Annotated in this window: 13 protein-coding genes; 9 read left to right on the top strand and 4 right to left on the bottom strand. The window is 73.0% G+C overall.

The window, feature by feature from the left end:
• Positions 1 to 6: 6 nt before the first annotated feature.
• Positions 7 to 675: a M48 family metallopeptidase gene (locus tag IF06_RS0121470; RefSeq protein WP_052166202.1), complete on the bottom strand. Its 669-nt coding sequence runs from the start codon at positions 673 to 675 to the stop codon at positions 7 to 9.
• 143 nt (positions 676 to 818) lie between these two features.
• On the opposite strand from IF06_RS0121470, the gene IF06_RS32260 reads away from it, so the two are divergent.
• The 4 genes from IF06_RS32260 (at position 819) to npdG (ending at position 4,113) form a co-directional block, all read left to right on the top strand.
• Positions 819 to 1,022 carry a hypothetical protein gene (locus IF06_RS32260; RefSeq protein ID WP_030273123.1) on the top strand — a complete coding sequence of 68 codons (204 nt, stop codon included), beginning with the start codon at positions 819 to 821 and terminating at the stop codon, positions 1,020 to 1,022.
• A gap of 77 nt (positions 1,023 to 1,099) precedes the next feature.
• A complete protein-coding gene (locus IF06_RS0121460) occupies positions 1,100 to 1,849 on the top strand; it encodes a histone (RefSeq protein WP_222947130.1) in 750 nt (249 codons plus the stop codon).
• A gap of 62 nt (positions 1,850 to 1,911) precedes the next feature.
• The gene (locus tag IF06_RS0121455) at positions 1,912 to 3,348 is read left to right on the top strand and encodes an RNB domain-containing ribonuclease (RefSeq protein ID WP_030273118.1); all 1,437 of its coding nucleotides are present in this window, start codon (positions 1,912 to 1,914) and stop codon (positions 3,346 to 3,348) included.
• 66 nt (positions 3,349 to 3,414) lie between these two features.
• Positions 3,415 to 4,113, top strand: a complete 699-nt coding sequence (npdG, locus tag IF06_RS0121450; protein WP_030273116.1) for an NADPH-dependent F420 reductase — start codon at positions 3,415 to 3,417, stop codon at positions 4,111 to 4,113.
• A gap of 86 nt (positions 4,114 to 4,199) precedes the next feature.
• Here the strand turns inward: npdG and panB are convergent, their stop codons facing one another.
• Together panB and IF06_RS0121440 are read right to left on the bottom strand one after the other, a co-directional pair.
• Entirely contained in the window at positions 4,200 to 5,045 is an 846-nt protein-coding gene (panB, locus tag IF06_RS0121445; RefSeq protein WP_030273114.1) for a 3-methyl-2-oxobutanoate hydroxymethyltransferase, read from the bottom strand.
• A gap of 120 nt (positions 5,046 to 5,165) precedes the next feature.
• Complete coding sequence (locus tag IF06_RS0121440) at positions 5,166 to 6,926, bottom strand: NAD+ synthase (RefSeq protein WP_030273113.1); 1,761 nt, start codon at positions 6,924 to 6,926, stop codon at positions 5,166 to 5,168.
• Between the two features lie 204 nt (positions 6,927 to 7,130).
• Between IF06_RS0121440 and glnA the strand changes: the two genes are divergently transcribed.
• From glnA to IF06_RS0121415, 5 genes are all read left to right on the top strand, one after another.
• Positions 7,131 to 8,480, top strand: a complete 1,350-nt coding sequence (gene glnA / locus IF06_RS0121435) for a type I glutamate--ammonia ligase (protein WP_013475676.1) — start codon at positions 7,131 to 7,133, stop codon at positions 8,478 to 8,480.
• An 80-nt stretch (positions 8,481 to 8,560) separates the two neighbouring features.
• Positions 8,561 to 8,986, top strand: a complete 426-nt coding sequence (locus tag IF06_RS0121430) for a DUF350 domain-containing protein (RefSeq protein ID WP_013287762.1) — start codon at positions 8,561 to 8,563, stop codon at positions 8,984 to 8,986.
• A gap of 32 nt (positions 8,987 to 9,018) precedes the next feature.
• The gene (locus IF06_RS0121425; RefSeq protein ID WP_030273108.1) at positions 9,019 to 9,711 is read left to right on the top strand and encodes a helix-turn-helix transcriptional regulator; all 693 of its coding nucleotides are present in this window, start codon (positions 9,019 to 9,021) and stop codon (positions 9,709 to 9,711) included.
• Between the two features lie 97 nt (positions 9,712 to 9,808).
• Positions 9,809 to 10,174: a VOC family protein gene (locus tag IF06_RS0121420; protein ID WP_030273106.1), complete on the top strand. Its 366-nt coding sequence runs from the start codon at positions 9,809 to 9,811 to the stop codon at positions 10,172 to 10,174.
• Positions 10,175 to 10,381: 207 nt separating this feature from the next.
• Complete coding sequence (locus IF06_RS0121415) at positions 10,382 to 13,408, top strand: carbohydrate binding domain-containing protein (protein ID WP_030273104.1); 3,027 nt, start codon at positions 10,382 to 10,384, stop codon at positions 13,406 to 13,408.
• A 133-nt stretch (positions 13,409 to 13,541) separates the two neighbouring features.
• Here the strand turns inward: IF06_RS0121415 and IF06_RS0121410 are convergent, their stop codons facing one another.
• Complete coding sequence (locus IF06_RS0121410; protein WP_030273102.1) at positions 13,542 to 14,090, bottom strand: hypothetical protein; 549 nt, start codon at positions 14,088 to 14,090, stop codon at positions 13,542 to 13,544.
• Positions 14,091 to 14,245: the final 155 nt, after the last annotated feature.

The following is a 14,245-nucleotide window of genomic DNA, read 5'->3' as shown; positions in this document are numbered from 1 at the left end:
TCCAGCTCAGCGCCCGGCCGGCCCGCTCGTAGTGCCCGGCCAGTTCGGCGTCGATCCGCGCGGCGCGCGTCCCGTCTCCACCCGCCAGGTGCCCGGCCCGTGGCCGCCGCGTACCGCGTTGCGTACCGCCGTGGCCACCGAGCCGGTCCGCAGCAGCGTGTCCAGCAGCCGCGACAGCGCCCAGGACGCCAGGTGCCCCAGCCGCTCGCCGACCATCACCAGCAGCCCGCCGCCGTCGGACCCGCCCCGGGGCCGGAACAGGTCGGCGGCGTTGCCGAGCATGGTCAGCGCCGGCTGGGTCACCGGCCCACGGCGGACGTCGTCGTTGACGAAGTGGCCCAGCTCGTGGCCGAGCAGCGCGACCCGCGCCGGCCCGTCCAGGGCGCCCCACAGCGGCAGCCCGAGGCCGAGCACACGCCGCCGGCGCAGCCCCACCGACGTCGCGTACGCGTTGATGCCGCCGTCGACGCCGATCACGTGCGGCGTCGGCGCGCCCACCGCCGTGGCCACCTCCCGGACCAGGGCGTGCAGCTCCGGCGCCTCCCGTTCGGTGAGCACGTCCAGGTCCCGGTCGAGCCGGCCGAAACGCGGCCGCAGCGCCACCGCGAGCGCGATGAGCGCCACGCCGCCGACCACGGCGAGGTTCGGGAAGGGGTACGCGAACAGCAGCCACACCCCGTTCGGACGAGGGCGGGCATGTCCGGGGTCTTCCGCCGTTCCCCGCCGCAACCGCCCCGACCAGGTCTAATGTGGAGAAGGACGTGACTATTTGTGCCGTTCCGGTGGCGGCCGGGCGGTTCCCGGTGCACAGTGATCGCATGAGCGACGACGGAAGTGGTGGGCACTACTACTGGTGCACGCGACACCACCGGGTCGAGACCGATGCCGACGTGTGCCCCGCCAAGCACGTTCTCGGACCGTACGCCTCAGCCGCCGACGCGGACAACGCCCTGCAGACAGTGCGGGAGCGTAACGACGCGTGGGACGCCGAGGACGCCCGTTGGGCCGGGGAGGGCCGCTAGACGGCGCGGGAGGGCCCGCGTCGAGGTGATCCGTGCTCCGCGAGGGCGAGAGCACGTCCCCAGGAAAGGGAACCGAGATGGCCGAAGCACAGCAGGCCACCCGCCCGGCCGCGAAACGGACGACCGCGAAGAGGACCGCCGCGGGCAGGACGACGACGGTCACCAAGGCGTCGCCGAACGCCTCGGGCGCCGGCGCCGGACGGACACCGGCGAAGAAGGCGGCGGCCAAGAAGGCGGCCGCCAGGAAGGTCGTGTCGGCGGCTCGTAAGGCGCCGGCCACCAAGGCCACCACCAGCAGGACGACGGCGAAGAAGACCGCCGCTCGTACGGCGCCGGCCGGCCGGGCCACCGCCAAGACCGCGCCGGCGAAGAAGACCACGGCGAAGAAGGCGACCGCGACGAAGACCACAGCGGCCAAGAAGACGGCGGCGAAGAAGACCACAGCGGCCCGGAAGACCACGACGCCCCGGACCACCGCGACGCCCCGGACCACCGCGACCGCGAAGAAGGCGCCGGCCCGCAAGACGACGGCGGCGAAGAAGACGACGACGGCGGCCAAGAAGACCACCGGCGCGCGGAAGGTCACCTCGGCGGCGAAGAAGACGACCGCCGCCAAGAAGACCACAGCGGCGAAGAAGACCACAGCCTCGACGCGTCCCACGGCGCGCAAGGCGGCGGCGAAGAAGGCGCCCGCCCGCAAGACCACCACCGCGCGCAAGACCACCACGACGGCGAAGAAGACCACCGCCGCGAAGAAGGCGCCGGCCCGCAAGAGCACCGCAGCCAAGAGCACCACCGCACGTAAGGCGCCGGCCCGCCGCGCCTGACGCCGCGGACACCGCTCCCTCCCGGGGAGCGGAACGTGCGGGGCGCTGTCAGGATTGACCGCGTGGTGATCCGACGCGTACTGGCGCCCCGTATCGACTTCGGCGCGCTGCGCCGCGAGCTGGGACTGCCCGAGGGCTTCCCGGCCGCGGCGCAGCGCGAGGCCGACCTGGCGGCCGCCGCGCCGCCGCCCGCAGTCGCCGACCGGACCGACATCCCGTTCGTCACCGTCGACCCGGCGACCTCGCGCGACCTCGACCAGGCCATGCACCTCACCCGCCGTCCCGGCGGCGGCTACCGCGTCCGGTACGCGATCGCGGACGTCCTGACCCACGTACGCCTCGGCGGTGACCTGGAGGCCGAGACGTGGCGCCGGGGTCAGACGGTCTACCTGCCCGACGGCAACGTGCCGCTGCACCCGCACACGCTCAGCGAGGGGGCGGCCAGCCTGCTGCCCGACGCCGACCGGGCCGCCGTGCTCTGGACCGTCGACCTGGACGCCGACGGCGGCACCGCCGCGGTCACGCTGGAGCGGGCGCTGGTGCGCAGCCGGGCCAAGCTCGACTACGGCGGCGTGCAGCGCGACGCCGACGCCGGACGGCTGCCCGAGCCGATCGCCCTGCTGCCCGAGATCGGGGCGCTGCTCACCGCGCGGGGCCTGAGCCGGGGCGCGATCAACCTGCCGCTGCCCGAGCAGGACGTCGAGCCCGACGGCGACGGGTGGCGGCTGGTGCTGCGCGGCCCCGGCCCGATGGAGGAGCACAACGCGCAGATCTCGCTGCTGACCGGGATGGCCGCGGCCGACATCATGCTGGCCGGCCGGATCGGGCTGCTGCGCACCATGCCGCGCCCCCGCCCGGAGGCGGTCGAACGGCTGCGGCTCGCCGCCGGCCCGCTCGGCGTGCCCTGGCCGGACGGCACACCCGTGGGTCAGGTGCTCGACGGGCTGGACACCTCCCACCCCCGGGTGGCCGCCTTCGTCGACCAGGCCGCCGAGCTGATGCGCGGCGCCGCGTACACCTCGTTCGACGGTGACCTGCCCGAGCAGCCCGAGCACGGCGGGGTGGCGGCCGCGTACGCGCACGTCACGGCGCCGCTGCGACGGCTCGCCGACCGCTACGCCACCGAGGTCTGCCTGGCGCTGCACGAGGGCCGCGAGGTGCCCGAGCAGGTCCGGGCCGCGCTGCCGAAACTGCCCGAGGTGATGGCCGCGACCGATCGCGCCGCGGGCGCCGCCACCCGCGGCGCTGTGGAACTGGCCGAGGCGGTGCTGCTCGCGCACCGGGTGGGGGAGACGTTCGAGGCGGCGGTGCTCGACGTGGACGAACCGCGTCCGGCGGGTAACGGCCGTCCCGGCCGTCCGCCCGGCGGCACGATCGCGCTCGACGAGCCGCCGGTGCGCGCCCGCTGTACCGGTGAGCTGCCGCTGGGCGAACGCGTCCGGGTACGCCTCACCGCCGCCGACCCGGCCCAGCGCCGGGTCGCCTTCGAACGGGCGTGACCAGCGCGGCGATTGTCACAGCATCGGGATGCACCGCTCGCGGCCCCGCTTTGCGAGGATGAGCGCATGGCTTACGACGCGACCACGCTGCCCGACGTCTCCGGGCTGACCGTCGGCATCATCGGTGGCACCGGCGACCAGGGACGGGGTCTCGCCTACCGGTTCGCCCGGGCCGGGCAGACCGTGCTGATCGGCTCCCGCACCGCCGAGCGGGCCACCCAGGCCGCCGCCGAGATCGCCGCCCTGCCCTACGTACCGGAGGGTGCCGTCGTCTCCGGCGGCGACAACGAGGACGTCGCCCGGCGCAGCGACGTGGTGATCGTGGCGGTGCCGTGGGACGGGCACGCGGCCACAGTCGCCGCGCTCGCCGGACCGCTGGCCGGCAAGATCGTGGTGGACTGCGTCAACCCGCTCGGCTTCGACAAGCAGGGCCCGTACGCGCTCACCGTCGCCGAGGGCAGCGCCGTTCAGCAGGCCGCCGCACTGCTGCCCGAGTCCCGGGTCTGCGCCGCGTTCAACCACGTCAGCGCGCCGCTGCTGGCCGACCCGGAGATCGACCGGATCGACCTGGACGTGCTGATCTGCACCGAGGACCGGGAACTGGCGGGCGTGGTCGGCGCGCTGGCCGCGCGGATCCCCGGCATGCGGGGCATCTACGCCGGGCGGCTGCGCAACGCCCACCAGATCGAGGCGTTCACCGCGAACCTGATCGCGATCAACAAGCGCTACAAGGCGCACGCCGGCATCCGGGTCACCGACCTCTGACGCGTCGCGCCGCCGTCGCGGCGGCGCGTGTTAAAAAGGGGCCCCTTCTCTACGCCAGGCGTTAAGAAGGGGCCCTTCCTTACACCTCAGAAGGTGTGCTCGGCCGCGGGGAACTCGCCGCCGCGTACCTCGTCGGCGAACCGGCGGGTGGCGTCGGTGAGCGCTCCCGCCAGGTCGGCGTACCGCTTCACGAAGCGCGGCGCCCGGCCGGTCCGCAACCCGGCCATGTCCTGCCAGACCAGCACCTGCCCGTCGGTGTCCGGGCCGGCCCCGATGCCGACGGTGGGGATGGGCAGCTCGGCGGTGACCCGCTTGGCCACCTCACCCGGCACCATCTCCAGCACCACCGCGAACGCGCCCGCCTCGGCCACCGCCCGCGCGTCGGCGAGCACCTCCTCGGCGGCCTCGCCCCGGCCCTGCACCCGGTAGCCGCCGAGCGTGTGCTCGCTCTGCGGGGTGAAGCCGATGTGCGCCATCACCGGGATGCCGGCACCGGTGATCGCCTCGATCTGGGCGGCGCAGCGCCGCCCGCCCTCCAGCTTCACCACGTGGCAGCCGCCCTCCTTCATGAACCGCACAGCGGTGCGCAGCGCCTGCGCCGGCCCCTCCTCGTACGAGCCGAACGGCAGGTCACCGACGATCAGCGAGTGCTTCGTGGCCCGTACCACGGCACGCACCAGCGGCAGCAGCTCCTCGGCGGTCACCGGCAGCGTGGTCTCGTAGCCGAAGACGTTGTTCGCCGCCGAGTCGCCGACCAGCAGCACCGGGATCCCCGCCTGGTCGAAGATCGAGGCCGTGTACTGGTCGTACGAGGTCAGCATCGCCCACCGCTCGCCGCGCTCCTTGGCGGCGATCAGGTCGCGGGTGCGTACCCGCCGGGTGGCCGGCCCGCCGTAGAGGGCGGCCACCTCGGCCGGGGTGGACTCCACCATGACAATCTCCTTCCTCGAGGCCGCGCACGCGGTCCCCGGGTTCCCCGCGATCGTCGCACCGGGCGGCGGGCCGCGGGCAGGTCGGAGTGGAGGATGTCACTCCCCGGCCCGGGGGAGCGGTCAGCCGTCCTCGCGCCACCGGTTGGTGATCGGCAGCCGCCGGTCCCGCCCGAACGCCTTCATGGAGATCTTGGTGCCGGGCGCGGACTGCCGTCGCTTGTACTCGGCGGTATCCACCATCCGCAGCACCTTGTCCACCACGGCCGGGTCGTGGCCGGACTCGACCAGGCCGTCACGGCCCAGGTCGCCGTCGACGTAGCCGATCAGGATCGGGTCGAGCACGTCGTAGTCGGGCAGCGTGTCGCTGTCGAGCTGGCCGGGGCTCAGCTCGGCCGACGGCGGCTTGCCGATCGAGTTCTCCGGGATCGGCGGCGTCTGCCCGCGCCGCACCGCGTCCGTGTTGCGCCACTTCGCCAGCCGCCACACGAGCGTCTTCCAGACGTCCTTGACCGGGTTGTATCCGCCCACCGAGTCGCCGTAGAGCGTCGAGTAGCCCACCGCCAGCTCGCTCTTGTTGCCGGTGGTGAGCACCAGGTGGCCCTCCTGGTTCGACAGCGCCATCAGGATCACGCCGCGTACCCGGGCCTGGAGGTTCTCCACCGCCACCCCGGACAGCGACATGTTCGCCAGGAACGTGTCCACCATCAGCTGGATCGGCTCGACCCGGTAGTCCAGGCCGGTGCGCTTCGCCAGGTCCTCGGCATCGGTGCGGGAGTGCTCGGAGGAGTGCTGGCTGGGCATCGAGACGCCGACGACCCGCTCCGGGCCCACCGCGTCCACCGCGATGGCCGCCGCCACCGCCGAGTCGATGCCACCGGACAGGCCCAGCACCACCGAGGGGAAGCGGTTCTTGTCGATGTAGTCGCGCAGGCCCAGCACCAGCGCGTGCCACACCTCGGCCTCGTCGGCGACCGGCTCGATGATCCCGCCGTCCGCAGCCGGACCGGACGGGGCGGCCGGGATCGCCGGGATCTCGTGGCGGGCCACCCGCATCCCGTCGGCCGGCGCGACGGTCCCGCCCGGCGCCCCGGTCGCCGCCGGCAGTTCCAGGTCGTGCACCAGCAGGTGCTCGACGAACTGCGGCGCCCGGGTCAGCAGCGTGCCGTCCGCGGCGACGACCATCGAGTCGCCGTCGTAGACCAGCTCGTCCTGGCCGCCGACCATGTTCACGTACGCGATGGCGGCCCCGGCCTCGGCGGCGCGTCGGCGCACCAGCGGCAGTCGCACGTCGTCCTTGTTCAGCTCGTACGGCGAGCCGTTGATGCTCAGCACCAGCCCGACGCCCGCCTCCCGGGCCACCGCGAACGGCCCGCCGGCCTGCCACAGGTCCTCGCAGATGGTCAGCGCCACGTCCACCCCGCCGACGCGCACCACTGTCAGCGTGTCACCGGAGACGAAGTAGCGGTCCTCGTCGAAGACGCCGTAGTTGGGCAGATGGTGCTTGAAGTAGGTGGCCACCACCTCGCCCCGGTGCAGCACCGCCGCCGCGTTGCGGGCGCCCCGGCCCGGTTCCGCGTCCGAGCTGACCTGGGGAGGGCCGTCCGCGTCCAGGTAGCCGACCAGGACCGGCAGGTCACCGAGGCCGTCGGCGGCCAGGTCGGCGGCGAGCCGGTGCAGCGCGGCGCGGGACGCGGCCACGAACGAGCGGCGGAACACCAGGTCCTCGACGGGGTAACCGGTGAGCATCAGCTCGGGGAACAGGACGAGCTGGGCGCCGGCGTCGGCGGCCTGACGGGTCCACGAGCGGACCAGGCCGGCGTTTCCGGCGAGGTCGCCTACCGTCGGGTTGACCTGGCACAGGGCGAGACGCAGGGTGGGCATGCGTTTATCTTCCCCCAGCCGTCCGGGCCGAATCCGACAGGTCGCGGGAGACCGGGGCGGCGCAGCGCGCGTCCCGCCCGGCCGGACACGGCGGGACGGCCGGCCGGGGAAGGCGTAACGTCGGCGTAACGAGCCCGGTGGAGACTGGGCGGTCAGGCCGGGCCGGCCCGACCGGTGCGGACGTACGTGTCACGAGGGGTGGAAGTGGACCGTCAGCAGGAGTTCGTCCTCCGCACGCTGGAAGAGCGGGACATCCGTTTCGTCCGGCTGTGGTTCACCGATGTGCTCGGCACGCTCAAGAGCGTCTCGGTGGCCCCGGCGGAGCTGGAGGCGGCCTTCGAGGAGGGCATCGGCTTCGACGGCTCAGCGATCGAGGGCTTCGCCCGGGTGTTCGAGTCGGACATGGTGGCCATGCCGGACCCGACCACGTTCCAGGTCTTCCCGTTCGAGGGCGGGGTCAGCGGCGAGAGCGCCCGGATGTTCTGCGACATCATGCTGCCCGACGGCAGCCCGTCCTGGGCCGACCCGCGGCACGTGCTGCGCCGGATGCTCTCCCGGGCGGCCGACAAGGGCTTCACCTTCTACACCCACCCGGAGATCGAGTTCTTCCTGCTGGAGAACGGTCCGCAGGACGGCTCGGTGCCCACCCCGGTGGACACCGGCGGCTACTTCGAGCACACCACGCACGCCGTCGCGCGGGACTTCCGCCGCCAGGCCGTGCTGGCGCTGGAGCGGATCGGCATCTCGGTGGAGTACAGCCACCACGAGGTCGCCCCGGGCCAGCAGGAGATCGACCTGCGCTACGCCGACGCGCTCACCACCGCCGACAACATCATGACGTTCCGGCACGTGGTGAAGGAGGTCGCGCTCTCCACCGGCGTGCAGGCCAGCTTCATGCCGAAGCCGTTCACCGACCAGCCGGGCAGCGGCATGCACACGCACCTGTCGCTGTTCGAGGGGGAGCGCAACGCGTTCCACGACGCCGGCGACCCGATGAAGCTCTCCAAGGTCGCGAAGTCGTTCATCGCCGGGCTGCTCACCCACGCCCGGGAGTACACCGCCGTCACCAACCAGTGGGTCAACTCGTACAAGCGGCTGTTCCCGCAGGCGCTGCCGGACCGGATCACCGAGAGCCCCGCGTACGTCTGCTGGGGTCACCTGAACCGGTCCGCGCTGGTGCGGGTGCCCGCGTACGGCAAGCCGAACTCGGCCCGGGTCGAGGTCCGCTCGCTGGACTCCGCGACCAACCCCTACCTGGCGTTCGCGGTGATGCTCGGCGCCGGCCTCAAGGGCATCGAGGAGGGCTACGAGCTGCCCCCGGGCGCCGAGGACGACGTCTGGTCGCTGAGCAGCGCCGAGCGCCGCGCCATGGGGTACGAGGCGCTGCCGGAGAACCTGGCCGAGGCGATCGACGTGATGGCCGGTTCGGAGCTGGTGGCCGAGGTGCTCGGCGAGCACGTCTTCGACTTCTTCCTGCGCAACAAGCGCTCCGAGTGGGAGCAGTACCGCCGCGAGGTCACCCCGTACGAGCGGCAGCGCTACCTCTCGCTCTAGATCACGCTGGCGCGGTGCCGCTATCGTCTGCGGCACCGCCCCGGCACCACCGCCGGGCGGCGTGAGCCGGGGAGGCGTTGGTGCTGGGAGATCTGCTCGACGGGGCGTGGCAGAGCATCGTGTTCGGGATGGTCGGGGTCGCCCTGATGGCCGCCGGATTCCTGCTCGTCGATCTGCTCACCCCGGGCAAGCTGCGGGAGCTGATCTGGGTGCGCCGCAACGGCAACGCCGCGCTGCTGCTCGCCGCCAACCAGCTCGGCATCGCCGGCATCGTCTTCACCGCCGTGCTGACCAGCTACAGTTCGTTCACCAAGGGGCTCGCGTCCACTGTGGTGTTCGGGCTGGTCGGCCTGTTGGTGATGGCGCTGGCGTTCCTGGTGCTGGACCTGCTCACCCCGGGCAAGCTGGGCGACGTCATCGCCGCCGACGAGCCGCACCCGGCGGCCCGGGTCAGCGCCGCCACCCACTTCGGCGCCGCGCTGATCGTCTGCGCCTGCATCGCCTGAGGGGTGTCGTACCCCCGGGTTAGCGTCCGGGGGTGAACCGCACCGACCGCCTCTACGCCCTGGTCGAGGAGCTGCGGGCGGTCTCGCCGCGCCCGCGCAGCGCGTCCTGGCTGGCCCGCCGCTTCGAGGTGAGCACCCGCACCGTCGAGCGCGACATCTCCGCGTTGCAGGGCGCCGGGGTGCCGATCTGGGCCGAGCCGGGCCGCGCCGGCGGCTACGTGGTCGACCGGGCGCGCACGTTGCCGCCGGTCAACCTGACACCGGCCGAGGCGGTGGCGATGGCCGTCGCGCTGCACCGGCTCGGCGGCTCACCGTTCGCCCCGGCGGCCGGCGCCGCGCTGCGCAAGCTGGTCGCGGTGATGCCGCCCGCCGCGGTGGCCGAGGCGCACCGCCTCGCCGGCCGGGTGCACCTGGTCGGCGACGGGCCGGGCACACCCGTCCCGGCCGCCGTCGCCGACGCGGTCGCCGCCGGGCGGGTCCTGCGCCTGCGGTACGCCGACCGCGGCGGTGCCGATTCGGCGCGCGACGTGGAGCCGCTGGCCTACCTGGGCAACTCGGTGCACTGGTACCTGGTCGCCTGGTGCCGGCTGCGCGACGGTCTGCGCTGTTTCCGCACCGACCGGATCCTGTCGGTGCATCCGCTGGCCGAGCCGGTGACCCGGGAGTTGCGTCCCGGCGACCTCGACGTGCCGGTCGACCGGGTGCGCCCGCTCACCCTGGTCTGATCCGGGTGGAAACACCGACAGGACGCTGTCGTGGCCCGATACGAGGCTGAATCCTGACGACGTCGGCCGACCGCCGGCGCGAACCTCAGGAGGAAGCATGTCCAGCACGCCCGTGACCTGGTTCGAGATCGGCTCCGACCGCCCGGACGAGGCGCAGCGGTTCTACTCCGAGCTGTTCGGCTGGAGTTTCGACGAGCAGGGCGGCCCGAGCGGGTCGTACCGGCAGACGACGGCCGGCGGTGAGCGGGGGATCGGCGGCGCGATCCGGGACACGGACACCGGCAACTACGCGATCTTCTACGCCGAGGTGGCGGACGTGCCGGAGACCTGCCGCCGGGCGGAGGCGACCGGCGGCACCGTTCTGACGGCGCCGGTGACCACGCCGACCGGTCTGGTGCGTGCCCTGTTGCGCGACCCGTCGGGCAACCTGCTCGGCGTGTTCACCCCGCCCGCCGAGGGCTGAGCGCCGCGCCCTTGCTCCCGGCCCGGCCGGTCGCCGGCCGGGAGCAAGTCGTTGCGGGCCGTGCAATCCGTTACGCCCGTGTCTACTGTGAACCACTGGTTTCGTGGAATCGAAGCTGGTAACTTCCTGGCACCACGCGTCGCAAGTTCTTGCAACGCCTTCATCCCCTTGCGCCCGTCGTGCGGGCGTGGGTGTCAGGAGAGCGCCATGAGGGGCACCACCACCAACCGCCGCCGGTGGGGAGCGTTCGCGCTCGCCGCCGGCGTGCTCGCCGCGCTGCTGCCGTTCACCGCCGCCGCGGCGGCGAACACCGTCACCGTCTACTACCAGCCACCGGCCGCCTGGGGCACGTCCGTCAACATCCACTACGGCGTGGACGGGCAGGCATGGACGCCGGTGCCCGGCGTGCCGATGGACACCGCCTGCGCCGGCTGGCGTCGCAAGACCGTCGACCTGGGCGCTGCCACCGGCGCCCAGGTCGTCTTCACCAACGGCAGCGGCGTCTGGGACAACAACAACGGCGCCAACTACCGCCTCGGCGCCGGCACCGTGACCGTCGCCGGCGGCCGGATCGGCACGGGCGACCCGTGCGCCACCCCGCCGCCGTCCGGCACCCCGACTCCGAGCCCGTCCACCACTGTCGCGCCGAGCCCGACGCCGGGGAACACCGCCGAGGTCTGGTACCACCTCACGCCGCGCGGCTGGACCGCCGCGAACCTGCACTACCGGCCCGCCGGCGGCGCCTGGACCACCGCCCCGGGCGTCGCCATGGAGACGCGCTGCGCCGGCTGGGCCCGCCGGATCGTCGACCTCGGCACGGCCACCGGCCTGACCGCCGCGTTCAACAACACCGCCGGCGCCTGGGACAACAACGGCGGCGCGGACTACACCCTGGGCGCGGGGCGCAGCGTCGTCGACAACGGCCGGGTCACCGCCGCCGCCGCGGACCCGTGCGCGCCGGTCACCCCGGACACCACCCCGCCGTCCACGCCGGGCGGCCTCACCGCCGTCGCCGACGGGCTGGCGGTCACCCTGACCTGGACCGCCGCCACCGACGACCGGGGCGTCACCGGGTACGAGCTGACCCGCACCGGGGGAGCCGGCGGCACCACGGTCACCAGCGCCACCACCCGGCACGTCGCGTACGACCTGCGGCCCGGCACCGCGTACACCTGGACCGTGCGGGCCCTGGACGCGGCCGGCAACCGGTCGGCGGCGAGTGCGCCCGCCTCCGCGACCACCGGCACCCCGCAGACCGGCGGCGCCCCGCTCGGCGGCGACCCGCGCGAGGACACCATCTACTTCGTGATGACCGCCCGGTTCGCCGACGGCGATCCCACGAACAACCGCGGCGGCAGCCAGCACGTCGCCTCCGGCAACGCGGCCAACGACGACCCGATGTTCCGGGGCGACTTCAAGGGGCTGGTCGACAAGCTCGACTACATCAAGGCGCTCGGCTTCTCAGCGCTCTGGATCACCCCGGTCGTGCTCAACCGGTCCGACTACGACTTCCACGGCTACCACGGCTGGGACTTCTACCGGGTGGACCCGCGGCTGGAGAGCGCGGGCGCCTCCTACCAGGACCTGATCAACGCCGCGCACGCCAAGGGCATAAAGATCTTCCAGGACGTGGTCTACAACCACAGCTCCCGGTGGGGCGCCAAGGGCCTGTTCACGCCCACCGTCTACGGCACCCGCGACGACCAGTGGAAGTGGTACTACGACCAGCCGCAGGCCGGCCGGGAGTACGACCCGATGGTCGAGGCGACCGGGAACGACCCGGCGCTCACCCCGGCGCAGAACGCCAAGGCCAAGGGCCGGCCCTACAACGGCGACGTGTGGTCGTCCGCTGCGCCGGCCGGCAACCAGTGCCTGAACTGGGGTACGCCGACCGGCGGGCGCAGCCCCGAGGGCTACACGCTCTACCAGTGCCAGTGGCCGGTCCCGACCACCAAGCTCTTCCCCGCCGACAAGTACCACCAGTGCTGGATCGGCAACTGGGAGGGCGAGGACTCACGCAGTTGCTGGCTGCACGAGGACCTGGCCGACTTCAACACCGAGAACGCCGCCGTGCAGCAGTACCTGATCGACGCGTACAACCGGTTCATCGACATGGGTGTGGACGGCTTCCGGATCGACACCGCCGTGCACATCCCCCGGGTCACCTGGAACCGGCGCTTCCTGCCCGCCATCCAGCAGCACGCGGTCGCCCGGTTCGGCGAGAAGGGCAAGGACTTCTACGTCTTCGGCGAGGTGGCCGCGTTCGTCAACGACAAGTGGAACCGCGGCTCGGTCAACCACTCCGCGCAGTTCTACACCTGGAAGGAGCGCAAGGAGTACAGCCCGGACGACGTCCGCGCCGCGATCGAGCAGTACGACCACGAGCAGCTGCTCGGCCCGAACGGGCAGCCGACCACCGACAACGCGTTCCTGCGCGGCAACACGTACCACGCGCCGGACCGCTCGCAGTTCTCCGGCATGAACGTCATCGACATGCGGATGCACATGAACTTCTCCGACGCCGGCAACGCGTTCGGCAACGGGAAGGACTCCGACGACAGCTACAACGACGCCACGTACAACGTGGTCTACGTCGACAGCCACGACTACGGGCCGAACAAGTCCTCCACCCGGTACACCGGCGGCACCGACGCCTGGGCGGAGAACATGAGCCTGATGTGGACGTTCCGCGGCATCCCGACGCTCTACTACGGTTCGGAGATCGAGTTCCGCAAGGGCGCCCGGATCGACTGCGGGCCGACCTGCCCGCTCGCCACCACCGGACGGGCCTACTACGGCGACCACCTGGCCGGCAGCGTCACCGCCGCCGACTTCGGGGTGGTCGGCTCGGCCGGCGGGGCGGTGGCCACCACGCTCGCCCAGCCGCTGGTCAAGCACGTGCAGCGGCTCAACCTGATCCGGCGGGCAGTGCCGGCCCTGCAGAAGGGGCAGTACTCGACCGAGGGTGTGAGCGGCGCGATGGCGTACAAGCGGCGCTTCACCCAGGGCACGGTGGACAGCTTCGCGCTGGTCACCGTGTCCGGCGGCGCCACGTTCCGCGGGGTGCCGAACGGCCGGTACGTGGACGCGGTCACCGGCGACGTGAAGACGGTCACCGACGGCACGCTCACCGCCGCGGCCGGCGGCAAGGGCAACCTCCGGGTCTACGTGCTCGACCTGCCCGGCAACCCGGCGCCGGGCAAGATCGGCGCGGACGGACCGTACCTGCGCTGACACGGGCGCGGCGGGGTGGCGGTGCGAGTGCACCACCACCCCGCCGCGGTCCGAGGGGATCAGGCGTGGGTGGCCCCGCCGGGCGCCGGCCAGGAGGAGGGAACGGCCGGTGAGGGGCGGCGGGGCCACCGCGTCACTTGCCGCCCTGGCCCTCCTGCTCGGCCTCGGCGCCCTGGTCGGCCTTGCCCTCCGGGCCGCCCTTGTCGCCACCCTTGCCGTGGTGGCCGGGCCTGCCGTCCGGGCCGCCCTTGCCCGGGCCCGGGAACACGCCCGCCTCGGCGGCCTTGAGCACCGCGTCGGCCTGCTCCTGGGTGAGCTTGCCGTCGGTGACGGCCTGGTCCAGCCGCTCCTTCAGCGCGGCCTGCCGGTCCTCGGTCGACGGCCGCTCCGGCCGCTCCGGGCGATCGCCCTGGCGCTGCTCGTGCAGCTTCTCCAGCGCCGCGGTGACCTTGTCGGTCGAGACGCCCAGCTCCTTGGCGAGCGCCTCGGAGAACTCGGCCTGCCGGTCGGCGTGCTTCTGGCGGCGGTCGTCACCCTGGTCGGTGGTGCTGCTGGCGCTCGAAGACGGGTTCGGGCTCTTGTCGTCGGCGAGCGCCACCGTCGGGGCGGCGATCCCGACGCCGAGCACGCCGGCGGCGGCCAGGCCGGCCAGCAGGTGCTTCTTCGACATCGTGCGGATCATGCGATTCTCCTGTTCGGTGGTGGTGCGATGACGTCACCGACAGTGGTCGCCGGAACTGAGGGCCACCCGTGGCGAACCTGTCAGCGAGCTGGCAATCCCGTCCGGAAGGCCCGAATTATTCGTGTTGCCGGGGTGCCGGAGCGCCCGCGAGGCTG

Source organism: Micromonospora globosa (genome assembly GCF_000717585.1).
GTDB classification, from domain to species: Bacteria; Actinomycetota; Actinomycetes; order Mycobacteriales; family Micromonosporaceae; genus Micromonospora; species Micromonospora aurantiaca.
This window is presented reverse-complemented; position numbering and strand designations above follow the sequence as displayed.

Excerpts from the sequence above, each read along its gene's own strand:
- IF06_RS32260 (WP_030273123.1), top strand. The coding sequence starts at position 819 with ATGAGCGACGACGGAAGTGGTGGGCACTACTACTGGTGCACGCGACAC.
- IF06_RS0121460 (WP_222947130.1), top strand. The coding sequence starts at position 1,100 with ATGGCCGAAGCACAGCAGGCCACCCGCCCGGCCGCGAAACGGACGACC.
- npdG (WP_030273116.1), top strand. The coding sequence starts at position 3,415 with ATGGCTTACGACGCGACCACGCTGCCCGACGTCTCCGGGCTGACCGTC.
- panB (WP_030273114.1), bottom strand. The coding sequence starts at position 5,045 with ATGGTGGAGTCCACCCCGGCCGAGGTGGCCGCCCTCTACGGCGGGCCG.
- IF06_RS0121440 (WP_030273113.1), bottom strand. The coding sequence starts at position 6,926 with ATGCCCACCCTGCGTCTCGCCCTGTGCCAGGTCAACCCGACGGTAGGC.
- IF06_RS0121420 (WP_030273106.1), top strand. The coding sequence starts at position 9,809 with ATGTCCAGCACGCCCGTGACCTGGTTCGAGATCGGCTCCGACCGCCCG.
- IF06_RS0121415 (WP_030273104.1), top strand. The coding sequence starts at position 10,382 with ATGAGGGGCACCACCACCAACCGCCGCCGGTGGGGAGCGTTCGCGCTC.
- IF06_RS0121410 (WP_030273102.1), bottom strand. The coding sequence starts at position 14,090 with ATGATCCGCACGATGTCGAAGAAGCACCTGCTGGCCGGCCTGGCCGCC.